This is a genomic window from Candidatus Melainabacteria bacterium RIFOXYA2_FULL_32_9 (genome assembly GCA_001784615.1).
Taxonomy (GTDB): Bacteria; Cyanobacteriota; Vampirovibrionia; order Gastranaerophilales; family UBA9579; genus UBA9579.
Genome location: MFRQ01000025.1, coordinates 37218 through 60364 on the forward strand (window position 1 = coordinate 37218; position 23147 = coordinate 60364).

Consider the following 23147-nt stretch of genomic DNA (forward strand, 5'->3'; position numbering starts at 1 on the left):
ATTGCCTGTAATAACAGTATCATAACGGATAAACAACCAACAATAACTGATATAGGTATAACCATATGACTAAACTAATAAGTACTTGGTTATAATTGTATAATTGGTGAAAACTAGTGTGTATATCGACAAATAATATGCTAAAATCTCCCAAACTGTCATCCTAAGGAGCGAAGCGACGTGAGGATCTTGCCAATGTATAACTTTAATCTTAAATAGCGCACTGTATAGATTGCCACGGTGCCAGAGGCACAAACATATTATCAATGATTTTGTATATTAAAGAAAGATTGTTGACAATGTCACTGTGGCTTTGCCTCCTCGCAATGACAGGGATTGTTCCTAACATATTATTTACAAATCTTACTTCTAGTGCTCGATCACAAAATATTTATATAACAACGCAAAGAATAACCCAATCTAACACTTTAATAATTTATAATGAAATATTAGTCTTTTATAATTTTAATACTGATCTAATTCTTAAAACTATATATCTATTTCAAACCTTTTTATTTAAAATTTCCGGCTTTAACCACAGATGCAACTTCAGGATGTATGTATTTTTTTGCAGCTTGATTTACATCTTCCTTAGTAATTTCACCTATTATAGACGGATATTCATTTAAATAATTGTCCCCAAGTTCATAGAATTCATTTATTAATAAAGACTTTGCTATTCCGCTGTTATTTGCAAACCTTAACGGATATGATCCTATTAAACAGGATTTGGCAAGATCGAGCTCACTATCTGTAATACCTTCCTCAATAAATCTCACTAGTTCTTCTTTTAAAGCCTGTATGGTTATATCTGCATAATGCGTATCAACACCAAATCTAACTGACCAGGAACCTGGAATCATAAGAGCATTAAATCCTGAGGAAATACTATAAACAAGCCCTAAATCCTCTCTGATTCTTTTACCTATTCTGCTAGATAGTGCTCCACTTCCTCCAAGAATAAAGTTCATAACTGTAGCTTTATGAAAATCAGGATCTTTTCTAGCCAAATTTCCAAAGTGACCAAAAATCACTTCTGCTTCTGTTTTGCCTTCTACAAAGATTGCTTTTTCTTTATATTTTTTCTGTAAAGATATTCTTTTAATTTGTGGTTCGGGCATTTTCTTGGGTTCCCAGTGCCCAAATCTTTCCTCGACCAACTTAAAAACTTCTTCAGCTTTGAAGTTTCCTGCTATTCCAAGTATTACAGTATTTGATGAATAAAAAGTCTCATAAAAACTCCTGACATCATCAAGTGTAATTTGCTTAATCTGTTTTTCTTGAGTACTAAAAGCATAAGAATAAAGCACATGATGTCTTGGATACACCATTTGACTGAATGCTAACCTTGCAAGATAGGCTGGAATATATTTTTTCTGCCTCATTCCAGCTATTGAAAGATGTTTATATTTATCAAATTCATCCTCAGGAAAAGAAGGCTCCATCAAAATCTTTGCCAAAATATCTAAAATAAAAGGAAAATCGTTAGTTGTAGAAGATAAAGAAAAATTAACAGCTTCCCCTATATTACTAATGCCAACTGAAGCTCCTCTACTTTCAACTTCATCTGCTATTTCAAACTTAGATTTTCCTTTTGATCCTCTATTTAACATGCCACCGCATACAGAAGGTAAAGCAGGATTAACCAGAGAAGAAAACATATTCCCGGCATAGATTGTTCCGTATAATTTTACTGTATTGCTAGTTTTATTTTCAGTAAACAGAACTTTCATACCATTATTTAGCGTCTTTTTAGAAAAACTTATAGGAGCAGCCGTAATCTTATCCTCTATTAATATTGGAGGGGTTTTATATATATGATGTATTGTCTCATGTGGAGTGTAATCGTAAGTAGCAACGAACTTTTTAGGTTCTGCATGAGAAGGAATAAAATCCGCTATTGTTGCATTTGATATATCAAGATAATTTTTAACAGCATCTTTAATCTCATCGATAGTTACTTTTTGGATATTGTCAACGTAATTATCAACAAATTTATACGTATCTACGGTATCATAATACCCTAATAAATACGCAAGCTTATAAGTACCGTCTCTATTAAATTCAAAACTTGAAGTAATACGCCTTTTAGTTTTTTCTATTTCATCTTTTGTTGGTGGTCTACTATCTATAATGCTATTTATCTCGTTTAAAATTCTTTTTTCTGCTTCTTTATGGCTGATACCGGGAAATAATGTAGCTATTATAGTAAATAACCCCGGATCTTTTGATACTTCAGCACTCACACTTATATCAGTAGCAATTTGTGTTTCGACTAAAGATTGGTATGTTCTACCGCTAACACCAATATTTAACATTTCACTAAAGACTATAAGGGGGAAGATATCTTTATTTTGAGCTGATGGAATATGGTAAGCCAGCTTAACTATAGGGCTGCTTCCTGGCTTTTTGATTATTGTTCTTCTTGTGCTTTTTTGAGGAGACTCTTTTGTAATTTTATAGTTGATTTCTTTTGGAGGAATTGAGCCAAAATGTTTTTTAATCAACTCAAGAGTTTGTTTTTGATCAAAATTTCCTACAACTACTATCGTAGCGTTATTTGGGGCATAAAAATTATTATAATACTCGTTTAAATCATCAAGTGTAATAGACTTTATATCTTCTTCCCAGCCTATAATAGGGTTCTTATACGGATGATGGATGTAAGCTTTTTCCCTTAAACCAACTTCGAGTACACTATAGGGGTTATCAAGATTTTTTTCTAACTCTGATAAAATCACGCCAACTTCTTTTTCCCTATCATCTTCCTGTAAAATCAGTTTGTGCATTCTTTGTGATTCAATAATCATTGCAAGTTCAAGCTTATTTGTAGCAAAAGATTCATAATAACTGGTAAAATCCCTTGAGGTAAAGGCATTAAAAGCTCCGCCATTCCTGGTTATTTCAGCTACAACCTGCCCATTGTCAAAAAATTCTGTTTTCTTAAAGCTCAAATGTTCTAAAAAGTGAGAGATACCTGTTTTACCAGGTGTTTCATTTCTGGATCCAACTTTATACCAGACCATGAAAGTAGCTGAAGGAGAACAAGGATGGTTTTGAAATAAAACTTTCAAACCATTATCCAGTTTATATTCAGTTGTTTTATGACTAAAAACCATTATAAATACCGTTTTAAAATATTAAACTAATCTTTTACTTTTAGTTATTTGATTTCCTTGGATATAAACCATATTAGGGCCCTTTTTTTCTATAAAATCCATGTATGTTTCATTATTATCAAGCTCAAAAACCAGAAAATCTGCTTCTTTATCTTTTTCTAGGCTACCTATTTTATCATCAAGCTTTAATATTTTAGCTGCATTTATTGTTAACATATCAAGCAGTTTTAATGAATCCAAACCTGTACTATTTTTAATAAATCTAGCCTCGTTAATTAAACTTAAATCATAATTACTGAATTTGCTGTCAGTTCCAACCCCTATTTTATCGAATAAGTTGTGTAATTTCAGGATTTTATCAATATCAATTGTTTTATTGTGTAAAATTATATTACTTCTAGGACAATGAGCTATTTTAATATCGAATTCTGATAGCTTTTCAAAAAATTCTTCTTGAAGTTGATTTAGATGCGCAAGAATTAAATTACCGTTTAAAATTTCTAATATACCCAATTTCTCAAGATATTGAACCGGATTTATATTGATTTTACTTGGAGTTATTTTATCCCAGCCAACAAGTTTATGAATTAAATCAATATCAGAATAACCATATTTAAGCCAATCCATTTCTGCTTGTGATTCTGCTAAATGTGTCTGAATTAAAACATCATTCTCACAAGCAAATTCTGATATTTTTTTCCATAACACAGGATGAACATTATAAATTGAATGTGGAAAAATTCCAAAATTTACTAATTCAGACTTATTTTGTTGAATTATATTGATTTTTTCTTTTAAGCTTTTGAATTCTACATTACTTGATTCTTCATTATTCGAGAACGTTTCCAAAAAAAGATATGTTCTAATTTTGCTGGTATTAAATATATCAAAGAATTCAGGCTCTTTAGATATTTGTGCAACACAGGTTGTCCCTGATAAAAGAGCCTCTTCTATCCCTTTTTGGAGAGAATTGATTTTTTGAGACATATTCCATTTTGAATACTGGCTTATTAACTCTGTTATCCAGTTTATAAAAACACCTGGGGATTGATTTTGTATATTATAATTACTAATTTGATCAATATTTGTTGTTAAATTGGTAAATTGTAAATGTGTATGCAGATTAATAAAGCCCGGTGTAATTACAGCTTTTCCATAGTCTATGATTTCATCAGTATTTTCAAAATTTCTTGGATCATTCTGATTAATTACATCAAAAATCTTGCTATCTTTAACTAAAACAGCACCCTTTTCAATTATTTGCCCATTTGCAGGCAAAATCCAATCAGCTTTATAAAGCTTAAACATTCTTTATTAATGCTCCTAAAACATCAAATGTTAACTTGAGTTAGGTGATATTATCACCCATAAATTTTTATAACTTTTTTAAAATGATCGACTAATATATCATATACTGATAATAAGTTTCTATCGATATTTATATCTGAGGTTATAATGGAATATTCAACAAGAACTAAAATAATTGCAACTATTGGACCTGCTTCTAATACAGAAGATAAAATTAACGATCTTATTAAAGCAGGGACAAAAGTATTTAGAATAAACTCTTCTCACGGTACAAAAGAAGAACATGCCAGCAGTATTGAAATAATCAGGAAAGTTTCTAAATCTCTAGATGAATATATAGCTATAATTCTTGACCTTCAGGGACCTAAAATTAGAGTTGGGAATTTAAAAGAACCAATTGAACTTAAGGATAATCAGGAAATAACTATAATTCCATCTATGGAAACGGATAAACTTGATGTAATTCCTGTTGATTATCCTGGCATAGTAAATGATGTTAAAAAAAATGACAGAATTCTTCTCGACGATGGAAAAATACACCTTAAAGTCCTATCAACCTCAATTGATTCGATAAAAGCCAATGTTATTCATGGCGGAACATTAATCTCTAGAAAAGGGGTAAATATCCCAGAAGAGTCAATAAACTTACCTGCTATCACAGATAAAGATATTGATTACATAAAATTTGGAATAGAACACGATGTTGACTACTTTGCTTTATCTTTTGTCAGATCAAAAGCTGATATAACTACAGCAAAAGATTATATACATAAATTTGGTGGGGATATCCCTGTTATTGCAAAAATAGAAAAGCCTCAAGCCCTTGATAATCTTGAAGATATAATTTCAGCATCAGACGGAATTATGGTCGCAAGGGGCGATTTAGGAATAGAGATATCACCTGAATATGTGCCTTTGGTCCAGAAACGATTAATATGTACAGCAAATTGCAGACGAAAAGCTGTAATTACAGCAACTCAAATGCTTGAATCTATGATAACACAGCTTACTCCAACAAGAGCTGAAGCAAGTGATGTTGCTAATGCTATTCTTGATGGTTCAGATGCAATTATGTTATCAGGTGAAACAGCTATTGGAAAATATCCTGTAGAAACTGTAAATATGATGAGTTCAATAGCAAAAGACACAGAAAAAAGTAATATTTACAAACATAATGTTTCTCTCTGGGGACAAGGAGAAGTTTACGAAGTAGAATCTCAAGCTATTGCAACAGCAGTAGTAAGAATGTTATCAGAAATAGAAATTAGTGCAATTATTGCTTTTACAAGATCAGGTTTTACAGGAAGACTTTTATCAAAAGAAAAACCATCTGTTCCGATAATTGCTTTATCAGATAATGAAAAAATTTGCAGGAGATTAAATCTTTTTTGGGGTGTCTTTCCTTATAAAATGGACTTTGGAAAAAGCTTTACAGAGGAAACACTTAAAAACTTGGATAAAATGCTCATAAAAGAGACCTTTTTAAATGCCGGCGACAAGGTTATTATCACCGGAGGATTACCATATTTAGCTGCAGGTAAAACTAATTTTATAAGACTACATCAAATCGGCGCTGCTGGGATTATGTATTAAGAACCTATCGGACAAATAAATTTTTGCTGTCATTGCGAACCTTTCAGCTGGGATATTTGTAAAAATCGATCTTGTGAAGCAATCTCTAAGCATCATTTTTTGAATTTTCGGATAGATTCTAAAGAGATTTTAATTTACTTTTAAAATCTCTATAAGTTCTGATACTTGCCAGCATCGTTTCTCTATATCTTCAAAAACCAGCATAAAACTATCCTGATCAATATTCTCTGCTTCACTTTGTATGGCAAAATGGGACATCTTTGATAAAAGGCGAATCATATCTAATTCCTGATATATTTTATCAGTTAAGTTTTGTTGCATAATATCAGCTTTCTGTATAATTAATCAGCTTTATAATGATTATATTATCTTTCCCTTTAAATTGTGTCAATATAAAATTATGAATATAAGGGAACAAATAAAAGTTTTATTAGCTATAGAGAACTCTACATTGACTGATATTGCTCGAAAAATGACAGCAGAAACAGGCAGAAATTATTCTATGCATAATCTTTCTCAAAAATTATCAAGAAAAACGCTTAAATTTGAAGAAGCTAGACTTATAGCAAAAATTTTAGGCTATAAAATACAATTTGAAAAAATTCAAAATAACTGAAAAACCCATATTATCATATTAATTATCTATATATAATATTTTTGAGGTTCGAAATGCCTGCAAGAGAACAAGTAAAAATTCTTCTATTAAAAAGAAATATGACAATAACAGAATTAGCCTCAAGAATGACTGAATTTACCGGTAAAAAATATTCCAGGCAAAACCTTTCTAATAAATTATCAAAAAGAACGTTACGTTTTGAGGAATTTGAAGTTATTGCAGAAATTTTAGGCTACAAAATCGAACTCATTGATAGAGAAAATTCTAAATAACATTAGAGTTCATGGAAATAGATGGCCTAAGAAGTTCTCTTTTTAAAGTAATTCTTTTATTTATAATATTGTAGAGCACTATTCATGTACTTTTTCTTTATTTTTACCTATAACAAAAATAAAGAAAAAGTACCAAAAAGAAACAAAAACCCACTTACAGTAACGGCTGCTCGAAGCTCGATTGTTAAATAATACCTACGCCGGACTTAACTCGCCTGCAAAGCAGGCTCAAACAAAAGTCCTACAAGATATTATTGACGCTTCGGCATCCGTAAGCTATTTTTATCAGAATTTTCTTCTCTCTTCTTATTTAGTAATTTACTTTCTTTACTCTTTGACCCCACCCATCATAATACCTTTAATAAAGTATTTTTGACCAAGTAAAAATACTCCAACAACAGGTATTACAGCAATAAGAGCACATGCCATCAATTGTCCCCACTCGGTTGTTTCTCTAAAACTTCCCTTAAATACAGCAAGTCCAACTGGCAGTGTTCTCATTGTGTCTGAATTAGTCACAATTAATGGCCACATAAAACTGTTCCAGGTAGTAATAAAAGTAAAAATTCCTAAAGTAGCAATGGCAGGAAGTGCAAGCGGCATGGCTATTTTCCAGTAAGTTTGAAGAGGATTGCATCCATCAATTTTCGCTGCATCTTCTAAATCAGCAGGTAAACCTTTAAACCACTGTCTTAATAGGAAAATCCCAAAACCACCAAATAAACCTGGTACTATAAGAGCCTGATAAGTATTTATCCAATGCAATTCTCTCATTACAAAAAATAATGGGACGATATTAACCTGGGGAGGAATCATCATAGTAGCAAGTAATATTAAGAATAAAGCATCTCTGCCTTTAAATTTTAATCTTGCAAAAGCATAAGCAGCCATAGAGGCAATTATAACTTGTCCTACAGTAGTTAAAATCGCAACAAAAGCACTATTAAAGAAGTATTGAGCAACAGGGATTACTTTTGTAACATTATAATAATTGCTTATGATAAATGGATTTGGCATTAAAGCAGGTGGATAGCTAAAAATCTGCTTTTGTCCCATAAAAGACGTAGCCACCATCCATAAAAATGGCACAAGCATTGACACCGCACCAATTGTTAGTATCAAATATGCAATAATTTCTTTTATATTAAGTTTTTTTAGTTTATTAATCATCAATCTTTCCTATTTATCCCTTGTCATTGCGAGGAGGAGCGAAGCTCCGACGTGGCAATCTTTCTAGATTACAACTTATAGCAATAATACCCAATAGGTAAGATTGCTTCGTCACTGCGTTCCTCGCAATGACAATAGAACTTTTATATTTACAATTACTCATTCATTACCCATCTTTTTCTTGTAACCCATTGAATTAAAGTCAATACCAGTATAATCATAAATAGAATATACGCTATAGCTGAAGCTGTACCTAATTTAAAATATTCAAAGGCATTTTTATAAAGCCAGTAAACCATTACCATGGTCGAATTTTCAGGCCCACCTTCTGTCATCAGGTATATTAAATCAAAGACTTGAAAAGAAGATATGGTTGTCATAATTGAAACAAAGAATATTGTCGGACTCAACATGGGCAATGTTATTGTAAAAAATCTCTTTACCCCAACCGCTCCATCAATCTCAGCAGCTTCATTTACAGATTCAGGTATTGCCTGCAAACCTGCAAGGAAAATTACCATATTATAGCCAATATTTTTCCAGATACTGACTAAAATAATAGCCGGCATGGCAAAATTCTTATCATAAAGCCAGGTTATCTTGTCACCAACCCCTAAAATCCAGTTTAGAATCCCGTAATTAGGATCAAAAATCCATGCCCATACAATTGCAACAACAATCATAGGTGTAATAAACGGTAAAAAGTATGCTGTTTTAAAGAAAGTTGTACCTTTTATTTTTCTATCAATAGCTACTGCAATAATAAGAGGAAGTATTATTCCAAATATAGTTGTTATAAAAGCATAATAAAAAGTATTCCAGAGTACTTCATAAAAAACGGGATTCTGAAATAACTCTATATAATTATCTAAACCAACAAATTTCGGGCTTCCAATAAGATTCCATTTTGTTAAACTTATTCCAAAAGACCCAAAAACAGGAATAATAATAAAAATCAAAGTCCCAATAAAGGCAGGTAAAATAAACAACCATGCCCAGAATAAATCTTTAGATGAAATTTCCGATATTTTATTTTTAATTACTTCCAACAATCTTCTTAATTCTCTTTTTATAAAAAACTCTAAAAAATCAGCTACATTATCATTATATAATTTTTTATATTATTGATCTAAAATACGAGAAAAACTTTTCTGGATTTTTACTGTTTTATTGTTTATCATTAAATTAAATTGACTTTGTGGGAAAGGTTTTTAAAGTGGGTATGCAATTTAACGACCAAGCTTTTGGAAAAAATGATTTAAGGGGCCTTGTTGGAAGTGCTATTACACCTGAACTATTTGAACAGGTTGGCAAAGCATATGCTGAGTATGTAAGAAAAAAACTGTCTTTATCTGGTGATGTAAATTTTTGGGTAAGCGTAGCACAGGATGCAAGATTACATTCTCCTGAACTAACAGATGCGCTTATAAAAGGACTATTATCAAGTGGTGTGAATGTTATTGATATAGGAATAGCACCCACTCCTTTTGGTTATTTTTCCGAGTATAATGACTTTAACAAAGAAGGGGTTTCTGGTTTAGTAGGCTCTCTTATAGTAACTGCAAGCCATAACCCGCCAGAATATAACGGTCTTAAAATGACCTGCAATAAACAATCTTTATCAGAAGAAGAAATTGTTGAATTAAGAGAAATTACAAAAAAAGGTCAATTTTCAAACAATTCCAGACCAGGAATATACAAAAAATACAATCTGGTGCCTGATTATATAAACTTTGTTTTTAACTCTTTTGGTGAAATCGGAAAAGGGGTAAAAGTTGTCGTAGACAGTGGAAATGGAACAGGTGGAGTTGTTGCACCTGAGTTATACAGAAAACTGGGCTGTGAGGTTATTGATATTTACTCAAAACCAGATGGTAATTTCCCAAATCACCATCCTGATCCATCTAACGAAAAAAATCTTGTTTTGTTAAAAGAAAAAATTGCTGAAGTTGATGCAGATTTTGGAATTGCTTTTGATGGTGATTCTGATAGAGTCGGAATAATTGATAATACCGGATATAGCATACCTGGAGATCAGTTGTTGCTTCTTTTTGCTCTTGATATTTTAGAAAATTCTCAACAAACAGATAAAAAACCTGTATTCATCTCAGAAGTTAAATGCTCACAAATATTATTTGATGAAATAAATAGAAATAACGGACAGGCAATAATGTGGAAAACAGGCCATGCCTACATAAAAACCAAAATGAAAGAAGAAAACGCAATTCTCGCAGGAGAAATGAGTGGCCATATATTCTTTAAAGACCGTTTCTTTGGGCATGATGACGCCGTTTATGCAGGTTGCAGATTTATTGAAATAGCTGCTAAAAATAAAGCTAAAAACCCTAATTTTAAAGTATCTGAATTAATTGATAACTTACCTAAGGCTTATACTTCAAGGGAAGTAAGAAATCCATGTCCTAACGAATTAAAAACAAAGGTTCTTGAGAACTTAGCAAAAGAAATAGACAATAATCCAGATATGTTTGGTTCAAAAATTGAAAAAATTATAACTATAGATGGTTTAAGGATTGTATTTAACGGTGGTTTTGCTTTAATCAGGCAGAGTAACACTGAACCTACTTTTACTTTAAGATTTGAAGGTTCAACTCAGGAAAATTGTGATAACTATCAAAACACTATGCTAAAAATCCTTAAAGAAAACCTGGAAAAATTAAAAACCGGCAGTATTTCATAAGAAATTTATATTTTGGATAAATAATTCATGAATTCACAAAATAATAAAGGAATATCTTTAATTTCTCTTGTTTTAAGGCCTATTGGAATTTTAATTGTTCTAATTATTTTTGGAACTGTTAGTTATATGAAAATAGAGGGATGGGAACCTTTAGATGCTCTTTTTATGAGTGTTGAAACATTGACTACGGTTGGTTATGGTCTTATAGGCCCACTTTCAACAACAGGTAAAATATTCACTATAATATACATATTATTTGGAGTAATGTTATTCTTATATATTGTTGCTGAATTCGCAGAATACATTCTCTTTGTTAATTTTGGAAAAGTATTGAGTAAGAGAAAAATGGAAACAAGATTAAAAAAATTGAAAGATCACTACATTGTTTGCGGCTATGGAAGAACAGGATCTGAAATAGTTAATCAGTTAAAAAACTGCAAACTTGAGTTCGTGGTTATTGATAAAGATCCTGACTTTGAAACAACAGCTCAAGGCTTAAATATTAATTACATTGTTGGTGATGCAACAGAAGACAGTGTTTTAGAAAAGGCTGAAATAACAAAGGCAAAGGGTTTATTTTGTGCTTTAAGTGATGATGTTGATAATTTGTATCTAACAGTATCAGCAAAAAGCTTAAATCCTAAACTTACAATAGTATCAAGATGTATCAAAGCTTCTAATGAACATAAATTTAAGAAAGCTGGAGCAACAACTATAATACTTCCATACGAAATTAGCGCAAGAAGAATGGTATCTTCTGTAATTAAGCCCCTGGTTGTTGATTTTTTAGATGTGGTAATGCATACTAAAGGTCATGAACTAGAATTAAAAATGGAACAGTTCAAATTAAAACACGGTTCCCCTTTGGAAAATCAAACTATTATATCTTCTGAACTCAGACAAAGAACCGGTGTTATCATAATTGCAATAAGGAGAGACGGTGAGTTTATAACTAATCCAACGCCAGATACTGTAATGACAGCAGGAGACTATTTAATTACACTCGGAACAAATTCTCAACTTTCAAAATTTGAAAAACTAATTGCTTAATAAGCTGAGGAAAAGGAATAATATATGAATACCAGAATTCTTGCACTTATAATAATAGGTTTATGTTTATTCAGTATTCTTGTAGGAACTGTTAATACAATTGTCGCTCCTAAAAAAGCTAAAGTAGAAAACGCTCAAGAAAGTTCTAACTTCTTTGGCATGCCTGGAGGCAATAAAATAGCATTGATAACTTTACAAGGTCCTATTTCTTATGAATCATCCGGTGGAGTATTAGGAGATATGACTTCAGCAGAAAGTGTTTTAAAGTCTTTAAGAAGGGCTATTAATGATGATTCTGTAAAAGGAGTTCTTCTTAGAATTGACAGCCCCGGTGGTACCGTAGCTATGTCTCAGGAAGTTTATAATACTATATTAAGATTAAGAAAGAAAAAACCTGTCGTAGTATCAATGGTAGATTTAGCTGCAAGTGGCGGTTATTACATAGCCAGCGCTGCTGATAGAATTTTTGCAGAACCTGGAACTTTAACAGGCAGTATTGGCGTTATTATAAATACTTTTAATGTTCAAGAACTTTTAAATCAAAAGCTTGGAATTCAAGCAAACGTTGTAAAAAGTGGTAAATATAAAGACCTGGCTTCTCCTTATAGGCCAATATTACCCGATGAAAGAAATTTACTTCAAAATATAATTAACTCTACTTATCAACAATTTGTAAATGCCATAATTCAAGGGAGAGTAAAAAGAACAGATAATTATGATGTAAAGAAAGCTGTTTTAACTGTTGATACATTAAGAAAATATGCTGATGGAAGAATTCTTACAGGAGAGCAAGCTCAAAAATTAGGTTTTGTTGATCAATTAGGAGGTTTACACGAATCTCATGAAGCTGTAACAAAAATGGCAAAAGCAAAATTTAAAGGATTACGTGATGAAATTCCTCTTGTACAATATAACGTACCTTCAGGATTTGGCGGACTTCTTTTTGGGGTTTCAGAATCTATTATGCCTAAAAAAGATTTAACCTCATCATTAATTCCTTTAAGCTCAAAATATCCTCATCAACCTTTATTTGTATGGGAGTAAACCATGGGTGACAATATCACCTATTTTTAAAGTTAACGTTTGATGTTTTAGGAGCACTACTTAAACTATGAACAACTTTTTAGACAGCTTTTATGGACTTTTATTCTCACCTGATAAGACTTTTGATAATTTACGTGAAAATCCGCCTCTTTTTCAAGGATTTTTAATAGTTTTATTCATTAGTATATTAAATCCTGTTTTAAATTTTAAAACTTTTGATGGGACTGCTACTTTAATATGGTTAAGTCTCAGTATATTTGGAGCTTTACTTTTTGGCTTATTAAGCTGGTTATTCTTTGCTTTTTTCCTTGATTTGGTAGCAAGTATTTTTGGCCAATCAGGCAAAATCAAGATATTTTTAACTCTTTCAGCTTTTGCTTTAATTCCCTGGGTATTTCTTGGCCCGATAGAATTATTAAAAACAGCTGGATTATTAGCTGATATATTTGCTATATTTTTAGGATTACTTGTTTGGTTATGGGTTGTGGTTTTAGTTATTAAAGCTATTATCAAAACATATCAATTATCTTTTGGAAAAACTCTAACTTTACTTATTATTCCCTCTCTTGGAGGTTTTCTGACTTTTTACTGGACAATAGGATTTTTCTCAACATTGTTCCAAATTTTGAAAGTATAGTTTTATCCTGTTTTTTCAAATCTATTATTTCTAGCCTCTTCAAGATTCGTTATTCTATTATACCTTCTCGTATTATGACGCATATAATCTTGATCTTTAGGGATAACTGTTATAACTGTTGATTTATACGTAGGAATAAGTAAAGTTCTATTTTTATCTGGTTGCTTATAACTATAATCAATTTGTCCAGGATTTTTTCTATCTTCATAAATTTGTCCACAGGTTATCGTATCTTGTATGTCTTTTACTGAAACGTTTCTCTCTTTCATTCTTTCTTCAGCGTGCTGGGTCGTATAAAAACGATTGTGTGTTTCTTTTATTTGAAAATTTATTTCTTTATCTGGATAAAGTTTTGTTAGTGTTTCAGGAAAAAAAGGAGTGTTTTTTCTACGTACATAAATATAACCTTCAAAACTAACTGGATAAGTCTGATTTGTATTAATATTTTTTGAAATATTAATATTTTGACTGTTATTTTTTAAATTATTTTTTGGATATATATATTTGTTGTTGGAAAAATCCTGTAGAATCACTTTGTTTTATCCTTGTTTTTATAATCTTTATTAATAAAAACAAAATAAAACAAAAATTGCATATTTAATTTAATTTTTTAAGATTTTTTATGAAGTATAAATAGCAATGGTTATAAGCATAAAAAGTAGTTAAAATATTATTTTAGCTAAATCCAGCTTCTTGTTACGTTCTTTTATTATTTATTCTATGTATTTAGAAAGGATAAGTGCTAAAATTAGAAGAATGAATGAGAATGAAATAAAACAGATTGAAAAAGAGTTTGGTTTTAAGTTGGATGATTTTCAGCTTGAAGCTATTAAGCATATTAATACTGGTAAAAGCGTGGTTGTTTGTGCTCCAACAGGTGCCGGTAAAACAGTTATAGCTGAATATGCAGTTAAAAAAGTTTTAGGAACAAATAAAAGAATATTTTATACAACTCCTCTTAAAGCCCTTAGTAACCAAAAATTCAATGACTTTTCAAGAACTTACGGTGAAAGTAAAGTCGGCCTGCTAACAGGAGATATTTCTATCAACAGAGATGCTCAGATTGTTGTAATGACAACTGAAGTCTTTAGAAATATGCTTTATGGAACAAATCTGGGACGTATCGAGGAAAATCTTAGAAATGTTCAATATGTTGTCTTAGACGAAGTCCATTATATGAATGATGAACAAAGGGGTACTGTTTGGGAAGAAAGCATAATTTATAGCCCCAATAATATTCAAATAGTTGCCCTTTCTGCCACTATTGCAAATGCAGACAAACTTACAGAATGGATTAATACTGTTCATGGAAAGACAGCGCTTGTAAATAGTGATTTTAGACCTGTACCGTTAAGACATTTTTATTATTCACCATCAAAATTGGATGATATTCTACCTCTTTTCTCACCAGGGGGCAAATTAAATTCAAAAATAAAGGCCGAAAAACCTAAACCAAAGTTTGTTAAAAGAGTTAAAGAAGCTCCTGTTTCTCAATTAGTAGAAATTTTACACGAAAAAGATATGCTTCCTGCCATATATTTCACTTTTAGCAGAAAAAAATGTGATGAAAATATGGCTGAATGTTCAAAATTAAGACTTCTGAATAAGTTTGAAGAGAAAAGACTTTTACAGATTATAGATGAATATATTCTAGATAATCCTTATTTAGGCAAACATAAGTATTTAGAATATATTTATTCAGGAGTAGCAAGCCATCATGCCGGATTACTTCCGGGCTGGAAAGTTCTAATTGAAAAACTATTCCAACATGGCTTAATTAAGGTTGTATTTGCAACAGAAACACTTGCTGCCGGTATAAATATGCCAGCAAGAAGTACTGTAATAAGTTCTATCAGTAAAAGAACTGATGAAGGTCATAGAATTTTAACAGCTAGTGAGTTTTTACAGATGTCAGGAAGAGCCGGAAGACGTGGCATGGATGAAGTTGGCTATGTTACTGTTGTTGGAACTCCATTTCAATCACCTGAGGAAGTTGGTATTTTAGCTTCATCTGCTTCTGATCCTCTTGAAAGCAAATTCACTCCAAGCTATTCTATGGTTTTAAATCTTCTTCAAAGATTTACTGTAGAAGATGCCAGAGAATTGATTCTTAAGAGTTTCGGATATTACAGTTCTACTGAAAGATTAAAACTCTTGATTCGAGAACAAGAAAAAATTAATGAAACAATTGATGAGCTAAAAAACATTAATTGTCCTTATCGTTTAACAGAAGAAGATTTAATAAGCTATAACAAACTTAAGAACACTTATATACAATATAGAAAAATTACAAATACCCTGAGAAAACAAGCAAAAGAAGCCGGAAGAAAAGGATCTCCTGAAGTTATTGAATATGAAAACAAAACTAAAGATCTTTTAAGGCAGCTAGAAAAAACTAAATGTAATCAGTGTAAACAATATAAAAAACATATTAGAAATCTTGATATTTCAGAAAGATTTGAACGTCGCAGTAAAAAAGTAAATGAACAAATAGAATATGAAAGAGATATTTATTGGAGACAATTTGTTAATTTAATGAGTGTTTTAGAAGATTTAGAATATCTTGTTGATAAATATCCTACTGAAAAAGGTGTCATGACTGCATCTATAAGATCAGAAAATGAATTATTCTTTGCAGAACTTATCTTAAGTGGAATTTTGGATGGTTTATCTCATGCTGAATTAGCATCTGTTATTTGTGCTATTGTTACTGAAGAACCGAGAACTCAGTTATATACAAGATTCCAATTAAGTGGAAAAGCTAGAAAAGCAATTATAGAATCCAGAGAAGTAGTAAAAAAAGTATGGAAAGCTCAAAAGAAGCATGATGTTAATACTCCTATACTTTTGAATCCACATTTTTCACCATTAATTGAATTTTGGGCTAACGGAGGAGAATGGGAAGAACTTATTAAAAATCTTGAAATTGGTGAAGGAGACCTTGTAAGAACGTTTAAGCGTTCTATAGATCTCTTAAGACAATTAGCTAACCTGCCTAATGTCCCAAAACAATTAGCTGAAACAGCCGGTATAGCAATGGACTGCATTAACAGAGATCCCGTTTCCGAAGCATTTTAAATAATGTTTTAGTAGCGTTCCAACGCTAACTGATAATTTTAAGCTAAGTTTATCAACTACAAAGACATTAAGCGTTAACTTAAGTTAAGTGATATAAATCACCTAATATTTTTAAAAATTAATATTTTCTAGATTATCGTGTAATTTTTCAGCCCTTTTCCAGTACAATATTGTTAAATTACAAAGTAAAGTTAGGGGCTTGGTGTGGATAGATTTTTTGGAATTTTTGGAATTATCGCAATATTAGGGATTGCTTATCTTTTATCTAATAATAAAAAGGCTATTAACTGGAGATTAGTAATTTCAGGATTATTAATTCAGATATCCCTTGCTGTATTTATTCTTAAAGTTCCTCTTGGTCAAAAAATATTTGCTTTTCTAGGATATGTGGTAAAAAAACTGCTTGATTATGCTTTGGAAGGTGGAGAATTTGTTTTTGGGCCACTAGTTAATGTACCTTTAGTTGAGCAAACTTTTGGACCGGGACAGGGATATTTATTTGTATTTCAGCTGACAATATCAGTGATTTTTATCGCTGTTCTTGTGAGTATTTCTTATCATATAGGTTTAATGCAAAGGATTATTTCCGTTGTAGCTAAACTTGTACACAAATTAATGGGAGTAAGTGGTAGTGAAGCCCTATCAAACGCAGCTAGCGCTTTTGTTGGACAAGTAGAAGCACAGATTATGATTAAACCATATGTATCTGGCATGACTATGTCAGAGTTACTTGCTTCTATGGCAGGAAGCATGGCTTGTATAGCAGGTGGTGTAATGGCTGTTTATATATCTATGGGTGTTCCTGCTGAGTATTTACTTGCCGCTAGTATTATGGCTGCTCCAGGAGCTCTTGTAGTTTCAAAAATTGTTTATCCTGAAACAGAAGAATCTGAAACCAAAGGTGAGGTTAAATTAGATATTAAAAAAACAAGTATCAACTTAATAGATGCGGCAGCTCATGGTGCAAGTGACGGAATGAAAATTTCAATAAACGTGGTTGCAATGTTAGTAGGTTTTATTGCATTAATTGCAATGTTAGATGCTTTTACCGGGTTTGCAGGTAAACATCTGGCAATTATTGGCCTTTCTCTTGATTTTATTGGACTTGATTTACAACATTTGGGTATTAAAGATATTTTTGGTACTGTATTTTCTGTATTTGCATGGTTAATGGGTGTCCCCTGGAATGAAGCACACTCTGTTGGAGCTTTGATGGGTACTAAAATGGTTATAAATGAATTCGTAGCTTATACAGATCTTATTCCTCTTATTAAAGAATCTGCTCTTTCTCCAAAATCTATAGTTATAGCAAGTTTTGCTTTATGCGGATTTGCAAATTTTAGCTCAATTGCAATACAAATTGGTGGTATCGGAGAATTAGCTCCCAATAGAAAGAAAGATTTAGCAAGATTGGGTATAAAAGCTTTAATTTGTGGAACTATGGCTTCTTATATGTCAGCAACCATAGCTGGCATATTAAATTAATATTTTCACTTACGAATTATATTCAAACTATAAAAAAGAGTTTTAAACTCTTTTTTATAGTTAATTAAAGAATTAAAGGGGGATTATAGAATTTATTCTGCCTTATGATCTCTTTTAGGAATTATGCAATAATGTCCAAGCCTTCTCTAACTTTTCTTGCTTCTGGAGATAAACTATTACTGGACATTGCACGTATTGTTCCTCTTACCATATCTAATAGGTAAGGGATTATTGATCTTTCACCTTGAACATAATCAGGTCCGCTTATTGGCTGACTAGCTTTTATAAATTTATTTCTTGCATATTCATCGGCATTTATTACATCTATTGGATTATAAGTTTCACGATAACCAAATGATACGTCAAGCTTTGGCTGAGTTTTATTATTAGAGAGTATGGTATTTGGATTTATTTTTTGTACTAACATGATCTATTTTTTCTGCCTCGTTTTAAATAGTGTTCTCGCTACACTTTTTATTTACACTCCTAGTATTTATCAAAATTCTTCATTTGTCAACCCATGTAAAACCCTAAGATCTTAAGAAAATATAAAATTTTTATTGTGTTTTGTGTAAAACAAATTTGCACATTACATATAAGATTTTATTTATTATCAGGCTGTTGCAATGAATATATTTATCATATATAGTTTTTTCGTCTCCAACAATTCATGTAATTCAATACTAGACTAGGTATACGGGATTCTATAACAGTACCCTTTTTTAGAAAATAACCCAGGTGTCCAATTTTTTTATATCCATATAGAGAATTGTGAGCAAAGTATGAATCTGGTTTTATAATAGTAATCTTTTTCATACTTCCAGCTATTCTTAATTCCAGACAGTACGAACCTAACCGGTTCGTTTTTTATTGGGTATTAATTCATAAAAAACTTGTTATTATAAGCAATTAGAAGTTATTCTTTTTGAGATTTCGCTTATAGTTTCATAAAGCGTTTTATTTACCTGCATTTCTTCTTTCATTTTTTCAAAAGAATAGAGAATGGTAGTATGTTTTCTACCACCAAAAGCATCACCTATTGTAGGAAAACTGGATCCTGTCATGTCTCTTGTCAGGTATATAGCAACTTGTCTTGCCTGAGATATTTCTTTTGATCTACTTTGCCCTTTTATCTCAGCTGGTTCTATTGAGAAATAACTTGCTGTTGTTTCTATTATTTTATCTATTGTTAGATTACTTCCTGCACCTGAAAAATTGATTATATTTCTGACTACATCAACAGTCATTGGACAATCATTTATACTGACATAAGCAACAACTCTATTTAAGGCCCCTTCCAGTTCTCTAATGTTATTTTGATAAGCTGTAGCGATTAGTGCTAATACCTCATCTGGAACGGACATTTTGTCTCTTTCAACTTTATTTCTTAAAATAGCTATTCTTGTCTCAATATCAGGAACCTGAATATCAGCTAAAAGTCCCCATTCAAAACGACTTCTAAGTCTTTCTGTCAGTGTTGATATATTTTTAGGAGGTCTATCACTTGTTAAAACAATTTGTTTTCCAGATTCGTAAAGAGTGTTAAATGTATGAAAAATTTCTTCCTGAGTAGTTTCTTTTCCTTCAATAAATTGAATATCATCAATTAAAAGAACATCTATTTGACGATATTTCATTCTAAAAGCAGAAGTATTGTTATTTCTAATAGAATTAATCAAATCATTGGCGAAAGTTTCTGTATTAGTATATTTAATCTTTAAACTGGAATTATGAGCCAGGATATAATGCCCTATTGCCTGCATTAAATGGGTTTTTCCAAGCCCCACCCCTCCATATATAAAAAGAGGGTTGTGAGCTTTACCAGGATTTTTTGCAACAGCTAAAGCCGCTGCGTGGCAAAATTTGTTGTGTGAACCTATTACGAAAGTATCAAATGTGTATTTTAAATTAAGGTTGTTAGAAGTGCTTCTGAGTGCGTTTATTTGAAATTCGTTTAACGGGATATTTTTATTTTCTTGTTGAGCTGTAGCTAAAGGTAGTTTTTGTTGTAGTGTTTCTTCTGTGGTTTTATCAATAATTATTTTTAAATTTAGCTTTTTTCCTGTAACTTCTTTTAAGGTTTTTTTGATTAAATCTGAATAGTTTTTATTAATCCATTCTTTATTTAAATTACTGACGGTTGATATAGTAAGGCTTTTTTCATCAATAGAGACAAATTTTGCAGGTTTAATCCATGATTCAAAAGCCGGATAATCAATATTACCCGATAAATTAACCAGAATCTGTTCCCAGACTTTTTTCTGACTTTCTTCTAACATGTGATAAAACCTTATAACTTCCTTTGTGTATGTTTGATTCTATAATACGAAAATGATTAAGTCTATTTTGTTTCAAATAAATAACATTTTTGTTTTAAAAGAATGATTTATTTTTTATGATTTTTGCAACTGATTTGTAACTCTTTTGCACCTTTTGGGTTTGCTATAATTCAATATTAATGAAATTTTTAGCTGGTGGCTATTTAGTTATTGGATAGTAAAATCAATTGTAGTAATACTTTGGCTTGTTGCTATGATTATTCTCTTTGTCATTCCGAGCTTCCTTCGGAAGCTCGGGAATCTATCCATATTTCAATATTTACATATAACATTGGAAGGATTGCCACATTGAAATTACTTTGTAATTTCAATGTGGCAATGACAATAGAACCGTTTTTATAAGTATAACATGGTTTTTAGTAACCAAATGGACCCAATTCCAGTGGCCAAACGGATACTTTTACTTAAAAATCTTTTTCCCACGGGAAAAATCCCATACTACGAGCTACTAACTTATAGCTCATTTTGCAAAATACAAACTTTTATCTTCAAATTTAGAAACCTTTCTGTTATGTTTATTGTAAATTGTTAATTAATTTTTGTAGCAAATTTGGCGATAATATTCTGGAAAGGGTCTTTTATGGATTTTGTAGACAAGATTAAAGAATTAAGTGAAAGAATAAAAAAATTAAAAGGACAAATACTAACAGAGGAAGCAACTAAAAATGCTTTTATAATGCCTTTAATCCAAATTTTAGAATATGATATTTTTAATCCTAATGAGGTCATTCCAGAATTTGTTGCAGATATTGGGGTAAAAAAAGGTGAAAAGGTTGATTATGCAATTATGCTGAATAATCAACCAGCTATTCTTATTGAATGTAAATGTTGTGGAGATAAATTAGAAAAACATGATTCCCAACTTTATAGATATTTTAGTGTAACAAAAGCCAGATTTGCTGTTTTGACAGATGGTGTCGTTTATAAGTTTTTTACAGATTTAGAAGAATCAAATAAATTAGATAAAAAACCTTTCTTTATATTTAATATGTTAGATTTTGATGATAATCAAATTTCAGAATTAAAGAAATTTTGCAAGTCAGCCTTTGATCTAGTTTCTATTTTAAGTACAGCAAGTGAACTTAAATATACTCGTGAAATAAAAAATATATTAAACCGAGAATATAATAATCCTTCAGAAGAATTTGTTAGATTTTTTGCTTCCAAAATACATGATGGAAGATTAACCCAGACTGTAATTGAAAAATTTACAGAAATTACACAAAAAGCCTTTAAGCAATTTGTGAATGAATTAATGAATGAACGTTTTAAATCTGTTATCTCAAGTTCATCTGAAGACTTAAGACCAGAAGAACAGGAAGAAACTAAGAAAGAAGATTCAAAGAGCAAAATTATAACAACAGAAGAAGAATTTGAAGGCTATTTTATAGTTAAAACTATCCTGAAAAATCTGATTGATGCTAAAAGAATTGCTTATAGGGATACATTAAGTTATTTCAATGTGCTATTAGATGATAATAACCGTAAAACTATATGTAGGCTTCATTTCAATACAAATCAAAAATATATAGGTTTTATAGGTGACGATAAAAAGGAATTAAAAAATCCAATAGAATGTCTTGATGATATTTATAAATATAAAGAACAACTTATCGAAATAGCTCAAAAGTTAAATCAATGAAATCTTTAAAAAAATTATTTATTTCTTGATTTATAGAATAAATAATAACTTACAGATACAAGGATCCCAAATAATGAGAATTGTCATTGCGAGGAACGCAGTGACGAAGCAATCTTTCCATAATACAATTAATGCAATAAGACTAATATGGAAAGATCGCCACGGGCTTACAGCCCTCGCGATGACACTGAATATTATTAATTAATAGTATAAAAAAGTGACTGTACTAATAACAAAAGAAAAATCAGAAAATATTTATGCAAAAACAATATTTTGTATACATAATAACTAATTTTGAAGAGAGTGTTTTATACACTGGGGTCACTAATGATTTAATAAGAAGAATTTATGAACACAAAAATAAACTTATTATTTGATTATATAGAATATGCAATATTAAGAGAAAAACAGATAAAAGCTGGTTCAAGAAAAAAGAAGCTAGATTTAATTAACTCTTTTAATGAATCCTGGCAAGATTTATATCATGGTTTATAATTTTATCTGTTGATGTATGATAAAAAGATTGCCACGCCTGCGTTGCAGGCTCGCAATGACAGAAGAACTTTTATAGATTTTATTTCAACAAATTCAAGAGGGCTTTTCTTTTTTCAGGAGAAGTAAGTAGTTCATTTAAAAGCTTTAATTCTTCATTTGTAAGATTATATTTCTCTTTTAAGTTACTTAAGGATATTGCTTCTTGAGATAAAAACATCTCACCTTGTCCTGTAAGAATCCATCGAGGATTTGCATCTAATTTATCAATTAGAATTTGAATATATTCTACAGAAGGTTTTCTTACGGCTCTTTCATAGTTACTAATGGTGTTTTCTGGAACATCAATTAAGGTTGAAAACTCTTGTATGGTCAGCTTTTTTTCTTTTCTAATTTTTCTAAGCCTGTTATTAATATTCATTTTTAAAAACACTCAATTATATATTTTGTAGTTGACAATACACTCGTTTGAGTGTATTATTTAATCAACTTATTACTTTGATTATTTTCTTAAAAATACCATAAAAAGCCATAAATTTTCATGGCTTTGGTTGGAGTTTTGTATTTCGTAAAAACTTTAAGTACAAAAAGGGGGTATATTATG

General features: G+C 30.9%; 19 protein-coding genes and 1 pseudogene. 11 read left to right on the forward strand and 9 right to left on the reverse strand.

Features of this window, described 5'->3' with window-relative positions:
- Positions 1-512 precede the first annotated feature (512 nt).
- Complete coding sequence (locus A2255_05560) at positions 513-3119, reverse strand: hypothetical protein (GenBank protein OGI22872.1); 2607 nt, start codon at positions 3117-3119, stop codon at positions 513-515.
- 21 nt (positions 3120-3140) lie between these two features.
- Positions 3141-4427 carry a hypothetical protein gene (locus A2255_05565; protein ID OGI22873.1) on the reverse strand — a complete coding sequence of 429 codons (1287 nt, stop codon included), beginning with the start codon at positions 4425-4427 and terminating at the stop codon, positions 3141-3143.
- 147 nt (positions 4428-4574) lie between these two features.
- Here A2255_05565 and A2255_05570 point away from each other — a divergent pair, with 147 nt between their 5' ends.
- On the forward strand, positions 4575-6020 hold the full coding sequence (locus A2255_05570) for a pyruvate kinase (protein ID OGI22874.1): 1446 nt from the start codon (positions 4575-4577) through the stop codon (positions 6018-6020).
- 129 nt (positions 6021-6149) lie between these two features.
- Here the strand turns inward: A2255_05570 and A2255_05575 are convergent, their stop codons facing one another.
- The gene (locus tag A2255_05575; GenBank protein ID OGI22875.1) at positions 6150-6341 is read right to left on the reverse strand and encodes a hypothetical protein; all 192 of its coding nucleotides are present in this window, start codon (positions 6339-6341) and stop codon (positions 6150-6152) included.
- 79 nt (positions 6342-6420) lie between these two features.
- On the opposite strand from A2255_05575, the gene A2255_05580 reads away from it, so the two are divergent.
- Both A2255_05580 and A2255_05585 read left to right on the forward strand, forming a co-directional pair.
- Positions 6421-6636 carry a hypothetical protein gene (locus A2255_05580; protein ID OGI22876.1) on the forward strand — a complete coding sequence of 72 codons (216 nt, stop codon included), beginning with the start codon at positions 6421-6423 and terminating at the stop codon, positions 6634-6636.
- A gap of 53 nt (positions 6637-6689) precedes the next feature.
- Positions 6690-6908 (forward strand): hypothetical protein, encoded by a 219-nt coding sequence (locus A2255_05585; GenBank protein ID OGI22877.1) that lies wholly within the window; start codon positions 6690-6692, stop codon positions 6906-6908.
- Positions 6909-7235: 327 nt separating this feature from the next.
- Here A2255_05585 and A2255_05590 read toward each other — a convergent pair whose 3' ends face one another.
- Both A2255_05590 and A2255_05595 read right to left on the reverse strand, forming a co-directional pair.
- Entirely contained in the window at positions 7236-8078 is an 843-nt protein-coding gene (locus A2255_05590) for a sugar ABC transporter permease (GenBank protein ID OGI22878.1), read from the reverse strand.
- 155 nt (positions 8079-8233) lie between these two features.
- The gene (locus A2255_05595) at positions 8234-9118 is read right to left on the reverse strand and encodes a sugar ABC transporter permease (GenBank protein OGI22910.1); all 885 of its coding nucleotides are present in this window, start codon (positions 9116-9118) and stop codon (positions 8234-8236) included.
- A 182-nt stretch (positions 9119-9300) separates the two neighbouring features.
- Here A2255_05595 and A2255_05600 point away from each other — a divergent pair, with 182 nt between their 5' ends.
- The 4 genes from A2255_05600 to A2255_05615 all read left to right on the forward strand — a co-directional run bounded on the left by A2255_05600 (position 9301) and on the right by A2255_05615 (position 13507).
- Entirely contained in the window at positions 9301-10776 is a 1476-nt protein-coding gene (locus tag A2255_05600; protein ID OGI22911.1) for a hypothetical protein, read from the forward strand.
- 27 nt (positions 10777-10803) lie between these two features.
- On the forward strand, positions 10804-11826 hold the full coding sequence (locus A2255_05605; protein OGI22879.1) for a hypothetical protein: 1023 nt from the start codon (positions 10804-10806) through the stop codon (positions 11824-11826).
- A gap of 24 nt (positions 11827-11850) precedes the next feature.
- The gene (locus tag A2255_05610; protein ID OGI22880.1) at positions 11851-12870 is read left to right on the forward strand and encodes a hypothetical protein; all 1020 of its coding nucleotides are present in this window, start codon (positions 11851-11853) and stop codon (positions 12868-12870) included.
- 67 nt (positions 12871-12937) lie between these two features.
- On the forward strand, positions 12938-13507 hold the full coding sequence (locus A2255_05615; protein ID OGI22881.1) for a hypothetical protein: 570 nt from the start codon (positions 12938-12940) through the stop codon (positions 13505-13507).
- 2 nt (positions 13508-13509) lie between these two features.
- Here the strand turns inward: A2255_05615 and A2255_05620 are convergent, their stop codons facing one another.
- Entirely contained in the window at positions 13510-14040 is a 531-nt protein-coding gene (locus tag A2255_05620; protein ID OGI22882.1) for a hypothetical protein, read from the reverse strand.
- Between the two features lie 223 nt (positions 14041-14263).
- On the opposite strand from A2255_05620, the gene A2255_05625 reads away from it, so the two are divergent.
- Both A2255_05625 and A2255_05630 read left to right on the forward strand, forming a co-directional pair.
- Positions 14264-16585 carry a hypothetical protein gene (locus A2255_05625; GenBank protein ID OGI22883.1) on the forward strand — a complete coding sequence of 774 codons (2322 nt, stop codon included), beginning with the start codon at positions 14264-14266 and terminating at the stop codon, positions 16583-16585.
- 204 nt (positions 16586-16789) lie between these two features.
- A complete protein-coding gene (locus A2255_05630) occupies positions 16790-18070 on the forward strand; it encodes a Na+ dependent nucleoside transporter domain-containing protein (GenBank protein ID OGI22884.1) in 1281 nt (426 codons plus the stop codon).
- A 121-nt stretch (positions 18071-18191) separates the two neighbouring features.
- Here A2255_05630 and A2255_05635 read toward each other — a convergent pair whose 3' ends face one another.
- Positions 18192-18497 carry a hypothetical protein gene (locus A2255_05635; GenBank protein OGI22885.1) on the reverse strand — a complete coding sequence of 102 codons (306 nt, stop codon included), beginning with the start codon at positions 18495-18497 and terminating at the stop codon, positions 18192-18194.
- Positions 18498-18969: 472 nt separating this feature from the next.
- Positions 18970-20349, reverse strand: coding sequence for a hypothetical protein (locus A2255_05640; GenBank protein OGI22886.1), 1380 nt, complete (start codon positions 20347-20349; stop codon positions 18970-18972).
- 640 nt (positions 20350-20989) lie between these two features.
- Between A2255_05640 and A2255_05645 the strand changes: the two genes are divergently transcribed.
- Both A2255_05645 and A2255_05650 read left to right on the forward strand, forming a co-directional pair.
- Positions 20990-22051: a hypothetical protein gene (locus A2255_05645; GenBank protein ID OGI22887.1), complete on the forward strand. Its 1062-nt coding sequence runs from the start codon at positions 20990-20992 to the stop codon at positions 22049-22051.
- Between the two features lie 257 nt (positions 22052-22308).
- Positions 22309-22546, forward strand: a pseudogene (locus A2255_05650) (hypothetical protein).
- 79 nt (positions 22547-22625) lie between these two features.
- Here A2255_05650 and A2255_05655 read toward each other — a convergent pair.
- The gene (locus A2255_05655; GenBank protein ID OGI22888.1) at positions 22626-22964 is read right to left on the reverse strand and encodes a hypothetical protein; all 339 of its coding nucleotides are present in this window, start codon (positions 22962-22964) and stop codon (positions 22626-22628) included.
- Between the last annotated feature and the right edge of the window lie 183 nt (positions 22965-23147).

What these genes read in the sequence shown, in the direction of transcription:
- A2255_05640 (OGI22886.1), bottom strand. Translation starts at nt 20,349, where the DNA reads ATGTTAGAAGAAAGTCAGAAAAAAGTCTGGGAACAGATTCTGGTTAAT.
- A2255_05610 (OGI22880.1), top strand. Translation starts at nt 11,851, where the DNA reads ATGAATACCAGAATTCTTGCACTTATAATAATAGGTTTATGTTTATTC.
- A2255_05645 (OGI22887.1), top strand. Translation starts at nt 20,990, where the DNA reads ATGGATTTTGTAGACAAGATTAAAGAATTAAGTGAAAGAATAAAAAAA.
- A2255_05575 (OGI22875.1), bottom strand. Translation starts at nt 6,341, where the DNA reads ATGCAACAAAACTTAACTGATAAAATATATCAGGAATTAGATATGATT.
- A2255_05605 (OGI22879.1), top strand. Translation starts at nt 10,804, where the DNA reads ATGAATTCACAAAATAATAAAGGAATATCTTTAATTTCTCTTGTTTTA.
- A2255_05585 (OGI22877.1), top strand. Translation starts at nt 6,690, where the DNA reads ATGCCTGCAAGAGAACAAGTAAAAATTCTTCTATTAAAAAGAAATATG.
- A2255_05565 (OGI22873.1), bottom strand. Translation starts at nt 4,427, where the DNA reads ATGTTTAAGCTTTATAAAGCTGATTGGATTTTGCCTGCAAATGGGCAA.
- A2255_05655 (OGI22888.1), bottom strand. Translation starts at nt 22,964, where the DNA reads ATGAATATTAATAACAGGCTTAGAAAAATTAGAAAAGAAAAAAAGCTG.
- A2255_05560 (OGI22872.1), bottom strand. Translation starts at nt 3,119, where the DNA reads ATGGTTTTTAGTCATAAAACAACTGAATATAAACTGGATAATGGTTTG.
- A2255_05590 (OGI22878.1), bottom strand. Translation starts at nt 8,078, where the DNA reads ATGATTAATAAACTAAAAAAACTTAATATAAAAGAAATTATTGCATAT.
- A2255_05635 (OGI22885.1), bottom strand. Translation starts at nt 18,497, where the DNA reads ATGTTAGTACAAAAAATAAATCCAAATACCATACTCTCTAATAATAAA.
- A2255_05570 (OGI22874.1), top strand. Translation starts at nt 4,575, where the DNA reads ATGGAATATTCAACAAGAACTAAAATAATTGCAACTATTGGACCTGCT.
- A2255_05600 (OGI22911.1), top strand. Translation starts at nt 9,301, where the DNA reads ATGCAATTTAACGACCAAGCTTTTGGAAAAAATGATTTAAGGGGCCTT.
- A2255_05625 (OGI22883.1), top strand. Translation starts at nt 14,264, where the DNA reads ATGAATGAGAATGAAATAAAACAGATTGAAAAAGAGTTTGGTTTTAAG.
- A2255_05615 (OGI22881.1), top strand. Translation starts at nt 12,938, where the DNA reads ATGAACAACTTTTTAGACAGCTTTTATGGACTTTTATTCTCACCTGAT.
- A2255_05580 (OGI22876.1), top strand. Translation starts at nt 6,421, where the DNA reads ATGAATATAAGGGAACAAATAAAAGTTTTATTAGCTATAGAGAACTCT.